12 protein-coding genes and 1 pseudogene are annotated in these 15,769 nt (G+C 43.3%); 10 read left to right on the plus strand and 3 right to left on the minus strand.

All coding sequences use genetic code 11. The features are described from left to right. Positions 1-56: 56 nt before the first annotated feature. Both N5P32_RS16120 and N5P32_RS16125 read left to right on the plus strand, forming a co-directional pair. Positions 57-371, plus strand: a complete 315-nt coding sequence (locus tag N5P32_RS16120) for a DUF3301 domain-containing protein (protein ID WP_265730039.1) — start codon at positions 57-59, stop codon at positions 369-371. Positions 372-633: 262 nt separating this feature from the next. After that, entirely contained in the window at positions 634-2,520 is a 1,887-nt protein-coding gene (locus N5P32_RS16125; protein WP_265730040.1) for a methyl-accepting chemotaxis protein, read from the plus strand. A gap of 122 nt (positions 2,521-2,642) precedes the next feature. Here N5P32_RS16125 and gltX read toward each other — a convergent pair. Beyond that, positions 2,643-4,125, minus strand: a pseudogene (gene gltX / locus N5P32_RS16130) (glutamate--tRNA ligase). Between the two features lie 338 nt (positions 4,126-4,463). Between gltX and N5P32_RS16135 the strand changes: the two are divergent. Both N5P32_RS16135 and N5P32_RS16140 read left to right on the plus strand, forming a co-directional pair. Continuing rightward, complete coding sequence (locus N5P32_RS16135) at positions 4,464-5,627, plus strand: methyl-accepting chemotaxis protein (RefSeq protein WP_265730041.1); 1,164 nt, start codon at positions 4,464-4,466, stop codon at positions 5,625-5,627. Beyond that, positions 5,624-6,460, plus strand: coding sequence for a nitrate- and nitrite sensing domain-containing protein (locus tag N5P32_RS16140; protein WP_265730042.1), 837 nt, complete (start codon positions 5,624-5,626; stop codon positions 6,458-6,460). The genes N5P32_RS16135 and N5P32_RS16140 overlap by 4 nt, the downstream gene beginning before the upstream one ends. A gap of 17 nt (positions 6,461-6,477) precedes the next feature. Here N5P32_RS16140 and xni read toward each other — a convergent pair whose 3' ends face one another. Next, positions 6,478-7,254, minus strand: coding sequence for a flap endonuclease Xni (gene xni / locus N5P32_RS16145; RefSeq protein ID WP_265730043.1), 777 nt, complete (start codon positions 7,252-7,254; stop codon positions 6,478-6,480). 121 nt (positions 7,255-7,375) lie between these two features. On the opposite strand from xni, the gene N5P32_RS16150 reads away from it, so the two are divergent. Then, positions 7,376-8,608: a hypothetical protein gene (locus tag N5P32_RS16150; RefSeq protein WP_265730044.1), complete on the plus strand. Its 1,233-nt coding sequence runs from the start codon at positions 7,376-7,378 to the stop codon at positions 8,606-8,608. Between the two features lie 196 nt (positions 8,609-8,804). Continuing rightward, positions 8,805-10,127, plus strand: coding sequence for a TolC family outer membrane protein (locus N5P32_RS16155; RefSeq protein ID WP_265730045.1), 1,323 nt, complete (start codon positions 8,805-8,807; stop codon positions 10,125-10,127). Positions 10,128-10,210: 83 nt separating this feature from the next. Here the strand turns inward: N5P32_RS16155 and N5P32_RS16160 are convergent, their stop codons facing one another. Next, on the minus strand, positions 10,211-11,509 hold the full coding sequence (locus N5P32_RS16160; RefSeq protein ID WP_265730046.1) for a M18 family aminopeptidase: 1,299 nt from the start codon (positions 11,507-11,509) through the stop codon (positions 10,211-10,213). Between the two features lie 123 nt (positions 11,510-11,632). Here N5P32_RS16160 and N5P32_RS16165 point away from each other — a divergent pair, with 123 nt between their 5' ends. The 4 genes from N5P32_RS16165 to N5P32_RS16180 all read left to right on the plus strand — a co-directional run bounded on the left by N5P32_RS16165 (position 11,633) and on the right by N5P32_RS16180 (position 15,643). Continuing rightward, positions 11,633-13,681 carry a carboxy terminal-processing peptidase gene (locus N5P32_RS16165; protein WP_265730047.1) on the plus strand — a complete coding sequence of 683 codons (2,049 nt, stop codon included), beginning with the start codon at positions 11,633-11,635 and terminating at the stop codon, positions 13,679-13,681. Positions 13,682-13,757: 76 nt separating this feature from the next. Then, the gene (ybfE, locus tag N5P32_RS16170) at positions 13,758-14,090 is read left to right on the plus strand and encodes a LexA regulated protein (RefSeq protein WP_265730048.1); all 333 of its coding nucleotides are present in this window, start codon (positions 13,758-13,760) and stop codon (positions 14,088-14,090) included. Between the two features lie 75 nt (positions 14,091-14,165). Continuing rightward, the gene (locus tag N5P32_RS16175) at positions 14,166-14,744 is read left to right on the plus strand and encodes a thymidine kinase (RefSeq protein WP_265730049.1); all 579 of its coding nucleotides are present in this window, start codon (positions 14,166-14,168) and stop codon (positions 14,742-14,744) included. A 2-nt stretch (positions 14,745-14,746) separates the two neighbouring features. Continuing rightward, entirely contained in the window at positions 14,747-15,643 is an 897-nt protein-coding gene (locus N5P32_RS16180; protein WP_265730050.1) for a recombination-associated protein RdgC, read from the plus strand. The last annotated feature ends 126 nt before the right edge of the window (positions 15,644-15,769 follow it).

The following is a 15,769-nucleotide window of genomic DNA, read 5'->3' on the forward strand; positions in this document are numbered from 1 at the left end:
TATTCGTTATGATGTAAAAGAATTTTCACTCCGTCTTTTACATACAGTGGTCCCGTATGAACCTTCAACTCTCCGATATCGTTATTCTTCTCTGCATTATGGCTGTTGTTTACGCTTGGTGGTGCAACAGCTCAATTCGCGAACAGGCATTAACCCATGCTAAGCGACATTGTGAAAATCTTAATCTACAATTACTGGAGGACAGCGTTTCCGGTTCCGAATGGAAACCTATTTGGCATCATGGCCAACTCAGAATAAAACGAAGTTACAAATTTGAATTTAGTTCAAGTGGCATGGCTCGTTATCCAGGAAAAATCAGCTATATTGGCAGTCATAGACTAGACATTTGGTTAAGTCCTCATGACTTCTAATAAAGATCGACCATAGCAAGCGTTACACGGCGACAAACAACATAAAGAAGGCGTAAAAACACATTTATTCACATTGATACAACAAGATAAATCTATATTTTTGTGTCATTTAATTGCAAATAAGACCATAGTAGAAATAGAATGTTTAGGTAAAGTTTTGTAATACCCTGATAGACGTGATTATGCGAGAAAAAGTCAGCGTATCCTACGCTCACTAAAGGTCTATCTGCTCCATCTATAATAAAAAAGTGCAGGATATATTATGTTGGCAAATCTTAGTTTTCGTACCAAATTAGTTTCTTTACTCATAGCTGCTATTCTTGGATTCGTTGTCGTCACCGCGGTTGCCTTGCAAGGATTAAACGTTCAAGAAACAGCCTCTTCAAAGTTCGAGCGTCTTACTAAAGTAGATAAAGACCTCGCCACCTTAATCATTACATTAATGGAAGAATACGAATCATTATCTGGTGTAGATAACAATTCATATGAAAGTTATCTCGAACAACTGAACACCAGTAATGACGCTTTTATGACAATCCTAAACCAAGACATGGAGTTACTAAAAGAACCAGAAGCTCAAGACAGCTTGTCAGGCATCATCACGTCTTTGAATAACTACAATAACGCACTAAGCCAGCTGGTTAACCAAAGACAAAAAGTCGGCTTTAACGGCTCGTCTGGCTTAAAAGGTGATATTTCAGCACTGGGTGAAAAAGTTACCGAAGAGATTTCTTTTTTAAGCTTGGTAAAACAAGAGTTTCTACCTGTACGTGAAGCGGAAAAGAACTTCATTTTCGAACCTGTTGCCGCCAATAAAGCCGCCTTCATGGAGCGATATGAAAAGTTCTACAAGCGCGTAACCAATTTTGGTTTAGAAGAGCGCTTTGGCGAGATCATCAATCAATACTTCACAGCCGTTGAAAACTTCGACAAAGAAAACCAACAGCTGATTGAGCTTCAATCTAACTTCATCGCGGCAAAAGCCAACTTTAGCGACATGCGTCTCGTGGCAGTTAATTACATGCAACAAGCGGTAATAGATGCTCGCACACAAGCCTCTCAAAGTTCACAGCAAGCCAGCATCAGCCTAATTATTGTGAGTATTGTTGTCGCCGTAATTGCTGCCCTTATGATGATGGGTATTGGTAGCAGTGTTAACAAAACACTTAACCAGATCATTAAAGACCTAGGCAAAGTCAAAGGCGGCGATTTGACAGCTCGCCTTCATGTTAACCACAAAAGAAACGATGAATTCGATTCGTTATGCAGCTCTGTCAATGAAATGACAAATGGACTAGGCACGGTTATTGGTGAAGTGGTTGATACCACTCAAGGCGTGAACAACATGGTCTCCGAGCTGAACACCTCTGTTGTCAATATTGCTCAAAGTAACCGCTCTGTTAGTGAACAAACCAATTCGCTTGCGGCCGCTACTGAAGAAATCTCAACCACTATTTCGAGCATTTCGAGCACAACAGAAGACCTAAGCAGCCAGTCTCAACATACGTATGAGTCCGCTAAAGTGGGCGCAGAAACCATAAAAGGCGCGCTGTCGAATCTGTCCAGCACCATAAGCGTGGTCAACAAAACCAGTCAGCAACTGAACGAATTAGGTCAATTATCTAAAGACATTGATAACGTCATTGCAATGATCAATGACTTGGCGAATCAAACCAACTTATTGGCATTAAACGCTGCGATTGAAGCCGCGCGTGCTGGCGAAGCGGGTCGAGGCTTCTCCGTTGTTGCCGACGAAGTTCGCTCTCTTGCCGAAAAAACCGTGGATGCCACAGCAAAAATCACTGACATTGTCAGCACAATTCAATCCTCTACTCAAACAGCCATCGAAACCATGCACAGTGGTCAAGAAAGTTTGCATGCGATTGAAGAGTTCAGCGAAAAAGCAGAATTGGCCATCCGAGATATCGAACAAAACGCACAAACCAGCTCCGCTTCTTCTATTGATATGGCGCGCTCTATTCAAGAAGTTGCTAAAACTGCCGTACACATGAGTGAAGAAATGGACAAAATTGCTCAGCAATTACAACGAGACAATAGCTACATCAATAGCATTGAAGGCAATACGCGTGACATCCATAGCCAAGTTAGCAACTTGGATAAGAAGACAAGCGTCTTTACGACTCGTTAAAACATACCACGACGGTAACTTTCTTTAGGGCGAGTCAAGCAAAACAAAAAAACCGGCAAATAGCCGGTTTTTTTATTCTCATTTTCTTTGACTTTGTGCCGTCGACAAAAAGCGCAGCCTCATTACAGGTCTGCGTACTCTTTCTCCCAACGCTTAGCTTCTTTCTTAGAAGGTCCACCAAGTACATTCACGGCGGTACGCATACGAGCACGTGAAATATCAGACCCTAAAATTGCCATGGAATCAAAAACAGAAACCGATGCCGTAGTACCGGAAATGGCAACAAACAAAGGAGCAAAGAAGTCTTTCGGCTTAATGCCCAGTGTCTGTGCCAATGTTTTCATTTCGTTAAAGATTTCATCTTTTTCCCATTTGCTCAAGGCTTCTAAACGCCATAATGCAAATTGCATGGCTTTGCGTAACGTTTCTTCTTCCATTTTAATGGTAGCAAAATCTTCTTTCGTAATCGGCAACATGCCTTTAAGGAAGAAGCCAGCGACGTCCGCCACATCCGAAAACGTTTCCACTCGCGGCATCACTAGGGGAAGGATCTTCATCAGATACTCAGGATTTAACGCCCATTCCACGTATTTCTGAGCAAAAGCCTCAGGCGACAAATTCTCACGAATCCACATGCCGTTCAGCCAGCTCAACTTTTCAACGTCAAACACTGGGCCACCCAAAGAAACACGCTGGATATCAAAGTGCTCTATCATGTCATCTAAGGAGAATTTTTCTCGTTCATCTGGCATAGACCAACCCATACGACCGAGATAGTTAATAACTGCTTCAGACATGTAACCCATACGCTGGTAATACAAAATACTCGTTGGATTCTTACGTTTTGATAGCTTTGATTTATCAGGATTACGCAACAAAGGCATATGGCACAATGTCGGCATATCCCAACCAAAATATTGATACAACAAAATATGCTTTGGTGCAGAGTTGATCCACTCTTCACCACGAATAACGTGGGTGATTTTCATCAGGTGGTCATCAACGACGTTTGCCAAATGGTAGGTTGGCATACCATCGGCTTTTAAAAGCACCTGCATATCGACTTGGAGCCCAATCGATTTCGATGGTGCCTCGAAGCATATCCTGAACAACACACACACCTTCTTCAGGAATTTTCATGCGAATTACATAAGGTACACCCGCATCAAGCTTCGCCTGAATTTCTTCTTGGGTTAACTTGAGTGCGCGACCGTCGTACTTCTGCGGCAAACCTTGTTCTTTTTGCTCAATGCGCATTTGATCCAACTCTTCGGTTGTTTCAAACGCATAAAAAGCGTGGCCTTTATCAATCAGCTCTTGTGCGTATTGACCGTAAATATCACCCCTTTCACTTTGACGGTAAGGGCCATATTCACCACCCACATCAGGGCCTTCTGCCCAATCTAGGCCTAACCAACGCAAGGCATCTAAAATCATTTTTTCAGATTCTGGAGTGCTGCGAGTTTGATCCGTATCTTCGATACGTAAAATAAATTTCCCGCCCATTTTACGAGCAAATGCCATATTGAATAGCGCAATATAAGCCGTGCCTACATGCGGGTCACCCGTTGGTGACGGCGCAATACGTGTTCTTACCTCTGACATAACAATCTCATTTATCCGTTGCCTGAAATACCGCTATTATAAGCCTCTGAACGCCTATGGGTAAGAGGCTCACACGATCTTTTCTAAGGAGAAGTTTGATATTCCCTCAACTTTACTTCGCCTTATCCCCAACGCACTAAAAACAAGCAGTGCAATTTATCCATGCAATCCAAAAGCGCACAATAAAAAGCCCTCCTTCAAAATCGCCAGCGGTTTACCAGCGTTAGTTCGTCGCATAACGAATATAAGAGCACTCAACTGCCTAATGGCTCATTTATTGCTCTTTAGAGTAATGCCTTAGCTTTTTAATGATTATCAGCAATAAGGATCTATTTATTATGCTACTAACTCCAGGAAGAATATTGATTGCCGCTCTTCCCTATTATGCTCGCTTACTTCTGGCGACATTATTGGGAAGCATCACGTTATTGGCTCTTTTTGTTCCAGACTTTTTTACACAACCAACAGTCCCAATTGCATTATGCACTTGCCTCTTGGTGTATTTTTTCATGTCGAACAGTGAACTCACAAAGCGACGTATAAACGAGCTTACCCAACAGATACACAGTACAGAAGAAGCGTCCGTTGTAACACTTTCCTACCACGACACCGAGTTTAATAAACTGGCCCATCACATTAATACGTTACTCAGAACGCTTAATCGCAAAGAGCATTTACTCCAAAGTTGCTCCCAAGAAACCCGATACACCGCCACCGAATTACAGAACTCGTCGAATGCCGTTGCTGTCGGCGCCCAAGAAGAATATTTGGCTCTCGACGCACTGCTCTTAACCAGCAAAGAAATGAGCGTGACCATTGAAGAAATACTAGCAAGAACCAACACCACATCAGAGATGGCCAGCGTAACAAGACAGCAATCTGAATTGGGTCAAAGCACATTGGAAGAACTTAAAAACCACATAACCACTATGGAATCAACTGTCAGTGACAACCAAACCCAGATGACTCTGCTTATCAAAGCCACTCAAAACATCAGTAGCTTTGTTACCACGATAGAACAAATTACCTCGCAAATTAATTTATTAGCACTAAACGCTTCAATAGAATCAGCACGGGCAGGTGAAGCTGGCAGAGGATTCGCCGTCGTCGCAAATGAGGTACGGTTGCTGGCAGAACACACTGAAAATGCCGCCCAAGATATCGGTAGACTGGTCACCTCAATCAATGCGCAAGTAACAACCTCTGAGAAAACCAGCTTACAACTAATCGACTATGCGACTACAGCGGCAAACAGCTCAGATAGAGTATCAGCCACACTCACCGCCATCCACAAAGCAGCTCAATCCACGCAACAAGAAATACAACACTCAACGGCGTTAATTGCCGAATTTGGACTGGCTAACACCAAAATGTGCGATCGACTGCAAGACATCACCAGCGTCAGTGAACAACATAGCCAAGCAAGTAAAGACACTAAAAATATGGTGAAGTACATGAAATGGTTGTCATCTAGATTGGAGCAAAAGGAAATTGAAGCATGATATCAATCAGCATTTTTATCGGAACCTGTTTGGGGATAATCACACTGGCCTTAGCCCGGCAAATTTGGTCTAGAAAAGCCGCAAAAGCCCGTTCACTTAGCGGCGTAACCGGCATTAGAGTATTTATCGATTTGATCAAACTGACTCAACAACATAGAGGCGTTCACTCTGGTTTTTTGAATGGAAAACAGGATTTCCAAGAAAAGCTCTATGCATTGGAAAAAGACATCAATAAACATTATTCAGACTTAATACTGTTCGAGAAACACCACTCCTACCCAAGCTCACTGAGCGTAAGCTACCCTTTTAAACAGTGGCAGCGCATTATCAACCATACTTCCATTCAAAGTGCAGAAAGCTTTCGCTTTCACTCCGGACTGATCGCTCGTCAATTGGACGCCGTGTGGGACATGTCTGATGAGTTTTCGTTAACGTCTAATCAACATGAAAACATACGACATCGCGCAGAACAGTTAGTAAAAACATTACCAGAGCTTGCCGAAGCGCTTGGACAAATTCGAGCCTTGTCCGTCCAAGTTGCCGCAAAAAATGACATCAGTTCGGATAAAAAATTGCAGTTGCTCTTTACGCTTGGAAAAATCGAAGACTATCAAACAAAGTTAACCACACCACTACCACCAGTCAGTAATCAACAGCTAACCCAATTTGTAAGCGAAATAAAAGAAAGCGTTCAAAACCAACACCTCAGCACCCAAGATCCAGACCTACTTTTTAATAATGCCACACAGGTTATTGATGAAATCTATACGGTTATTTACGCTGGGTTTGAATCACTAAAAACCACCATATCGGAGGACAAATCTCTATTTTAATCAATCGATTCAGCGTGTTAAACATAACGTAATTGCGAAAGTCGTACACCAATATCAACGTCTGTTCTTAATGCGACCAAAGAGCGAGACAGTAAACATTGGTCATATCCGCCCGCCAGCATTTTCTGAATACGCTCAGGGAACGAAGCTAAATTGGCGTAAATGTCTTCGATGGTGGAAAAATCACGGATAATCGTCAGCGCTGTTTTTGGACCAATCCCTTTAACGCCAGGAATGCGGTTGGTGGTATCCCCAACCAATGCCCAATAGTCCATTAACTGATGAGGTTCCACCCCGTATTTTCCCGGCACCCACACTTTGTCATAACCCAATTTGGCAAAATAATCGTACTGTAAAATATGGTCGTTACCCAATAATTGAGTAAAGCCTTTGTCGGTCGATATTATGTAGGATTTGACATTACTATTCGCCGCCTTCACTGCCAGCGTCGCAATTAAGTCATCGGCTTCCCAGCCCTCTATTCTTAAACATGGCAAACGATTAAATCGAAAAACACGAGCAAAATCAGGCAACGACTCAAGCAATTTATCGTCCATTGGAACCCGACCAAGTTTGTATTCTGGGTAGACGTTGTGGCGCCACGTTTTGCCATTGGAATCAAAAACAACCACCGCGTAATCGGGATCAAACTGATGCGTGAGTTTGGCAAGCGCCTCTATTGCAATACTTTGCGTGCGCTCGACGCGACGTTCCAAATCTTGCTCTGATTGCAGTGCAGCATAAAGCCGTCGAATCAAGTTCAGTCCGTCAATAATCAGTAATTTTTTATCCACTCCAAACCCTTATTTTTACTACTTTGCTTTAAAAATACGACAAATAGTTAGAGTACCATGTGTACACGCGCATCACGATAATTAGAATGATGATCTATCATTAAGCCAAAAGGACACCGCTATGACGAAACCAACGGCCTACCTCTGTTTCAGCCTTATTTTGGGAACCGCTTCTCCTGTTACGCTTGCCACGCCAATCAGCGCCGTGATCGGCTTAAGTGACAGTCAAATAGTAGAAGCAAGCCCAGCCCAGAGCCTGACACCCATTTCCGGCACATGGCAACCACTGACGAAAAACTTCATGCCTATTACGCACACACAAAGTGGTTCAGTCGGTAATTGGTTAGAAGAAGTCGGACTAAAGATTAGACTTGAACACAAACAAAGGGATTTAAATTTTACCGGCACTTTAACGAAAGTAGATCAAAACAGTCGCACGGTTTGGCTGTCCATTAATGATCGCCCTACTCAGTTTCCTTTAGACGATTTTTACCTAATCCCGTTAGAAAAAAACACACCAAAAAACGAACACAATACAATTCCTTATCAGGTCAGCTATAAGACAAACCAATTAACTTGGTCACCGCAACAAAGCCTGATCTTCGAAAATGATCAGGTTACGTTGTCTCAGCAAGCCTTAATCAGCAACAACGCCAACACACAAATCGACATTCAAAACGGCTTACTTCACTACTCAAGACGCGCTACGCCCACGCTGTTCAAAGCCGAACGCAGTAGTCTTGCTATGAGCGATGCTAAACCAGACATCCACTACCAAGACAATGAAATCACCTACCCATTAGAAGACAACACGATTTCTATTCCGGCCTATTCCACAACATTGATTGCGCTACCAAGCCATCAAAGCAAAATTGAACAGCAAACTCAAAAAGCCAGTTTGCATACCTATAGCAATACCTCAGGGGAAATCGATCTACGCTTCTACAACAATGTCAGGTTTTCATTACCAAGTGATGGTTTTCCTGGTGAGTACAACACCTTTTGGAAAAAAGGAGACCTACTCATTCCAAGTAACTCTGTCGTACTTAATAGCGTTCGAGCCAAGTCACCTTTAACCATTGCAACCAATAAAAGCCATGACATTACAGGGTATTTAACGCTGGTCAGTGCATCGTCTGAAAAGTTACCTAATACTCAGGTATGGAAAGCCATCATTGAAAACCACTCTGATCAGACGCACGCGTATTCTATTGAGCACAGCATGAATGGTATTGTGGAATTATTAGAAGGCGAGCAAGTAACGCAACCGAATGCAAAAAGCCTATTAATAGAAGGAAAGATCAAAGCAGGCTCAACAAACACAGTGACCTATAAAGTGACTTTAAAAAATTAATGAAGCCAAAAAGAGAGAAATGAGGCAAAAATCTCATCTCTCTTGCATTAACTTTCCACAATAAAGGCCTATTTAAAATATTTCGTTATGATATGGTCAATAGTCATAATAGATATAGCAAGAATGGCACTGCCGCAAGCTAAAAACTTGAGGTACTATTATAACTATATTTCATACTACGAGCCCACAGAGATCTATGAAAAAGCATATTATACCATCACTTATCGCTGCAGCCGTCCTAAGTAGTACGACTGCCCATTCAGAAAGTATCTACGAAGTCTACAAATTGGCTAAGCAGCACGATCCAGGCTTAAGAGCGGCGGCGGCAACTTACCAAGCACAAAAAGAAGGCGTAACCGTTACCAAAGGTAATCTATACCCAAGCATCAGCTTTAGCGGTAGTCTAGGTTACAGCGACATCGATGCACCTTCTACAAGCTACGACAACACGTCGAACTCATTGGCATTGTCACTGGATTATCCTATTTATTCTCCTGCGCTTAATTACGCCGTTGATGCCGTTGAAATCAGCTCTGAAAGTGCAGGTATTAGCTTCAACAACGAAGAAGAAGACCTAGCGTTAACCACATTGACCGAATACTTCAATTTGTTGATTGCTCAGTCCACATTACAAACAACTGAAGCCCTCGTAAAAAGCACAGAAAGCCAGCTTGACCGTGCTAAAAAACAATATGAAGTGGGTCTAGCGTCCATCACTGACTTACAAGATGCTCAAGCAGAATATGACTCTGTTCGAGTCACTGCATTGAGTGCCCGTTCAAGCGTCTCCTATGCTCAAAAAGCGCTTTTCCAACGAACAGGACAAGAAATAAAAAGTATTCCGCAGTTAGCGAAAGACTACCCAATTCGACTGGATTCCAATGATACGGTTGATTCCTTGATCGCTAAAGCGCACCGCGACAACAAAGAGTTGCGTATATTGGATCTGTCTGTGAAAAGCGCAGAAAACAATATCAGCATTCAAAAATCCAGCGGACGCTCTCCAACCGTCTCTATCACAGGGTCTTTATCACGAGCGGACAACAACTACAGCGGCAATACCTCCAATACGGATGGCGTAACCAATACGTCTTCTATCGCTTTAGGCGTAAGCATTCCGTTATACAGCGGTGGCGCTATTAATGCATCTGTTCGCCAAGCGGTTTCTCAAGCTGAGTCAGCTACCGAGACACGAGCAAGCTCATTACAAACCATTGAACTTAGCATTCGTAGTTTGTACCTTGACCTTCAAACGGCCGTAGCGCAAATTGAAGCTCAGCAACAGCTTATCCGCTCTCGAACCAGTGCATTAGAGGCAACAAAAGCCGGATACGATGTTGGAACTCGTAACCTAGTTGAATTACTGGACGCCCAATCTAATCTGTACGATGCGCAAAACACCTATGAGCAATATCGATACAACTTTGTGTTGAAAAAACTCAATCTATTAGAAGTCACAGGCGATCTAACAGAAGACAAGATCAAAGAGCTAGACAAATGGTTAGTTGCTAAAAAATAATCAATAGCCATTAATAAAGACCATAAAAAACCCGTAAAAACACTGTTTTTACGGGTTTTTTGCTTGTACTGACACAAACACATTTAACGAGTAATCAACTTTTCTCGCTTAGTAAAGCGCGCCAACACCTTATATAAACCATACGCATCGCGACTACCCGCCAATTCACGGATTGAATGCATCCCAAACGTCGGCAAACCAATATCAATGGTAGGCACGCCAATTTCACCTGAGGTGATCGGCCCAATGGTGCTGCCACACGCCATATCACTGCGCACAACAAAGCATTGCACCTCATAGTTTTCTTCGGCCGCAATATCGCGATACACACTTGCCGTCTCACTGTTCGTGGCATATCGCTGATTCGCGTTCACCTTAATAACCGCCCCTTTATTAATTGCAGGTGCATGATTCTTATCGTGTTTATGAGCGTAATTTGGATGTAATGCATGGGCATTATCTGCTGAAACCAACATAGAACGCTGCATGGCCTGCACATATTGCTCTGGATTAGGAGTTAAACGGCGCAGCACATCGTCTAAAAATGGACCATTTGCACCACACGCAGACAGACTGCCGATTTCTTCATGATCCGTACAAACAAGCAAACTGGGTCGTTGCTGATCTGACTCCAATAACGCCTGCAGACCAACAAAGCAACTCAACAAATTATCCAATCGTGCTGAGCAAATATACTCTTTGTGCAAACCAACCAAAGCCGCCGGTTGCGTGTCGTACAAGCTTAATTCGAAGTCCAAAATGCTATCGACTTGCAACTCGCTGTACTGTTTTTTAAGTTGCGACGTTAATAATTCGTGAAGATCAAACTCATTTTCCGCTCCGCACAAAATAGGTAAAATTTCTTCTTGCGGATTCACCGAAAAGCCTTCATTAGCCTGACGGTTTAAGTGAATCGCCAAATTAGGAACCACAGCGATTGGCTCTTTAAAGTCCACCAAACGACTTACTATGTCACCCGCTTTTGTTTTCAGAGTGATTCGCCCAGCAATCGATAGGTCACGATCTAACCATGTGTGTAGCAAAACACCGCCATACACCTCGACACCCAATTGGTGGTAACCAAAACGATCTACTTGCGCATTGGGCTTTAGCTTTAAACAAGGGCTATCTGTATGAGCCCCAATCATCCGCCAACCACTCTGATTCATGGTCAACTGTGGCGTTGTAAACGCAATTAAGGAAGATTCATTGCGCGTAACAAAATACTTACCGCCTTCCTCGATTACCCAAGTATCTTCTTCTAGTAGCTCAACAAAACCGTGAGAAAGTAAAGCGCTACGCATACTAGCCGTGGCGTGAAACGGGGTGGGAGACGACTGCAAGAATGACAGCAACGTGTCATTAAAATTTGAAAAATCCATAATATCCTATCAGCACAATGCTTTAAAAAAGTGACTTTTTAACACTTTGGCTAGCCTTACAGCCCAGTGTCTAATATGATTTTACCAATGATGTATTAAATAGACCGAGAGAGCCCATTCCGGATGAACTATAAACGCCTTTTGCTTTGCCTTTTAACCGGCTACACCTTTGCTTCTACCTCTGTGTCTGCTTATCAGGAGCTTCAGCCTCCTCATGAATATGACAAGGTATCCAAAGAGCTTGTCGAAATGCTTGAAGGCATCCATTATAACAGACCTCATATTGATGATACCATTTCAGAAAAAGCCTTTGACAATTACATCAACGCGCTTGATCCAAGCAAAAGCTTCTTTCTAAAAAGCGACATAGACAGATTATCACAATACAGAAATAGCTTTGACGACGCCCTAAGAAATGGCGATGCCCAAATCGCCTACACTATTTACAACCTGTATCTAGAACGCCTGGAAAAACGCCTGCTTAACTTACAAAGCCAGTTGCCAGAAATGGTCAAAGGCTTTGACTACACCATCGACGAAACCCTTAATGCGGATCCCGAAAAACAACAATGGGCGAAAACAGAGGCCGAACTTGATGATTACTGGCGCAAACGCCTTAAAAATCGTGCACTCACCCTTAAACTGAATGACGAAAGTGAAGAAAAAATCATCTCTGCACTTGAACGTCGCTATAAAAACCAACTAAAACAGGTTGACCAAACCAACGCTGTCGACGTGTATCAGACGTTTGCAAACTCTATTACTGCCGCGTTAGATCCACATACCAGTTATTTCGCACCACGCGCATCAGAAACGTTTAACATCAACATGAGCCTTTCTTTAGAAGGTATTGGCGCCGTACTGCAAATGGAAGACGATTACACCAAAGTGGTACGTTTGGTTCCTGGTGGTCCAGCGGCGACGCAAAGCGATCTATCTCCTAACGACAGAATCATTGCCGTTGGTCAAGAAGGCAAGCCAATGGTTGATGTGGTCGGAATGCGCCTTGATGATGTGGTCGATATGATTCGAGGTGAACGAGACACAACCGTCACACTTGAAATCACCCCAAGCAAGGGCGATACCCAAACCAGTAAAAAAATCAGCATCGTGCGCAAAAAAGTAAAATTAGAAGACCAATCTGCGAAAAAAGAAATCGTGGAGGTCGAACGAGATGGCGAAAAGTACAAAGTGGGCGTCATTACCCTACCAACGTTTTACTCTGACTTTGCAGCCATTCAAGCCGGTGACAAAAATTACAAAAGTTCTACCAGAGACACCAAACAGCTGATAGAAGAACTGCGCAAAGAAGACATTTCAGCCTTAATTCTAGACTTACGCAATAACGGTGGCGGCTCATTGCAAGAAGCCAACGCATTAGCAGGACTGTTCATTCCATCAGGACCAACAGTACAAATCCGTGATCAAAGTGGACGCGTTACCCCATTAGGGGATTCCGACACCGCCATTACGTACAGTGGCCCCATGGCTGTTTTGGTCAATCGCATGAGTGCGTCAGCCTCTGAAATCGTAGCAGGGGCACTTCAAGACTATGGTCGCGCATTGATATTGGGCGATCAGACGTTTGGCAAAGGCACCGTCCAAGTATTACAGGACATGGACAAAGGACAACTGAAAGTCACACAAGCAAAATTCTATCGAGTGTCTGGCGAAAGCACTCAACACAAAGGCGTCATGCCTGACATCGCTTTTCCGTCTTTGATTGACAAAGAAACCATTGGCGAAAGCGCTTTGGACAATCCGCTTGCGTGGGATAAAATCCATGAAACCCGTTACCCAGTGTATTGGAATATGCCAGCCTACTTACCTATTCTAGAGCCGCGTCACGAAGCCAGAATGGCAAAAGACCCCAACTTCATTGCCATTAACGAGCAAATAGAAGAGTTTAAAGACCAAGTAGAAACCTACAAAACCATATCTTTGAAAGAAAGCACAAGAGTACAACAGCGCGAAGACAGTAAAAAGCGAGAGCTTGAGCGTGAAAATACCCGCCGTAAAGCCCTCGATTTAGAGCTACTAACGTCCGTTGACGATATCGAACCGGTTGAAGAAGATACCTACGCCAAAGAAGCGTCAGAAATTCTTTTAGACTTCATTGCAACCAATCAAATGGCGCAAGAACAAGCCGAAAAGAAAACCGCACAAAACTAAAAAACGTCAAGGGCAAGTCGCATCACTGGGTGCGACTTGCCCTTTTTTTCACAACAACACAAACGTAACTAAGACCATGGCAAAAGCGTCATCCGACCGCAATACAATCGATCTATTTGGAAAATCCCCAGGCCGCCCCAGAACGCAGCCACTAACACGAAAAGATCAACTAAAAATAAACAAACGTGCACAACGAGAGAAAGAAAAAGCCCAAGGTTTAAAACGACTGGAGCTGCTGATTGAACAAAACACACTCGATAAGCTGGATTTATTGTGTGAACAAAGCGGCTTAAAACGTGCTGAATGGTTAACCTTGCAAATTCATAAAACCATCACCAAAAGTAAAACCGCAAAAAGCAAAAAAGCCGTAACAACACCACTCAATCATGTGGACACAATATCACCATGAAAAAGAACCACACATTATGGTGATTTGCTATACTAGCCAGCCATTTCAAACAGCAAGCTAGCAAACAGACTCAATATGGCCAAACTGTACTTTTATTACTCCGCAATGAACGCAGGAAAATCAACCGTTCTGCTGCAATCCGCTCACAATTACCAAGAGCGGGGCATGCGAGTGCTACTCCTTACAGCATCGATAGACGACCGCTATGAAACCGGACAAATCGCCTCTCGAATTGGCATATCCGCTGAAGCGAGCGTGTTTGATAACAGTACTGACCTATTGGCTCTAATCAAAAATGACGCCGACGCAAAAAAATTAAGCTGCATCCTAATCGATGAAGCCCAATTTTTGACCAAAGAGCAGGTGTACGACCTATCAGAAATTGTTGATAAACTGCGTATCCCTGTTCTTGCATTTGGTATTCGCACCGACTTTCAAGGCGAATTGTTCGAAGGCAGTCAAGCGCTGCTCGCCTGGGCAGACAAACTGATCGAGCTAAAAACCGTGTGTCATTGTGGCAGTAAAGCCACCATGGTCATCCGACTTAATGCCAAAGGAATTCCCGTTAAAGAAGGCGCGCAAGTAGAAATCGGCGGCAATGACCGCTACTTGTCCGTTTGTCGAAAACACTTTAAAGAAGCCGTGAGAGAGTAAATATGTGGTTCAAGAACGCCCAAATATTCCAGTTAAAAGACACAGAATCACTAGACACGAATGAATTGATCGACAAAATCCCTGAATTTCCGCTCAAAGAATGCGGTTCTCAGGAAGAGTTCTCTTTCGGCTGGTTACCACTTATCCGCAATAGTGAACAATGGAGCCTTGCCAGTGATCGCTGCCTACTGTTCCGTGCTGGCAAAGAAGAGAAAGTACTGCCTTCTGCTGTTGTCCGCGAAGAACTTGAAGCCAAAGTCGCTGAAATTGAGCTGATCGAAGGCCGCAAAGTGGGCCGTAAAGAAAAGTCAGATATGAAAGACGAGCTTGTGTTTACACTGCGTCCAAAAGCCTTTTCCAAGCGTACAGACATTTGGGCCTACATTGATTTACAAGCAAAAATCTTGGTTCTCAACAGCACCAATGCCAGCATGACAGAATTGCTGTTTAAACACCTACAAACCACATTGGGCAGCTTCCCAATGACACCATTGCAGGCACAGGTCGCCCCTTCTTCTTTGATGACAGATTGGCTAGTGAAAAACGACGTTCCCGCCAGCCTAGAAACCGGCGACGAATGCGAAATCCAAGACGGTTCAGAAGACAAAGCAACCATTCGATTTAAATCCCTAGAGCCTTTGTCGGAAGACGTTACACGCCACCTGCAACAAGGCATGGCTGTGAAAAACCTTGGCTTACGCTGGACAGACAAGTTGAGTTTTGTACTTCATGACGATCTAACTCTACGCAAAATAAAATTTGATGATGCACTAAAAGAAGCGGCTTTTAACGATTCTCAAGGCGGTGGTTTGTCTGATATGGACGCGAATTTCTCGCTCATGTCTCTTACAATGAGAGAGTTTTTCGCTTCATATTGCCTGTGGTTCGAGATTAATTAGTCCAAGACCTTCCTAAGCTTTTCCACAGTTTTCGTGGATAAGCTTGGGGAGAACATTCGGGAAGCTAGACAACAAGGCAATCTAGCGGAATAATTCAAAATCTACACAATACGCTGAATAATAAAC

Origin of the sequence: Marinomonas pontica (genome assembly GCF_026191375.1) — a bacterium.
In the GTDB taxonomy this organism is placed as follows: Bacteria; Pseudomonadota; Gammaproteobacteria; order Pseudomonadales; family Marinomonadaceae; genus Marinomonas; species Marinomonas pontica.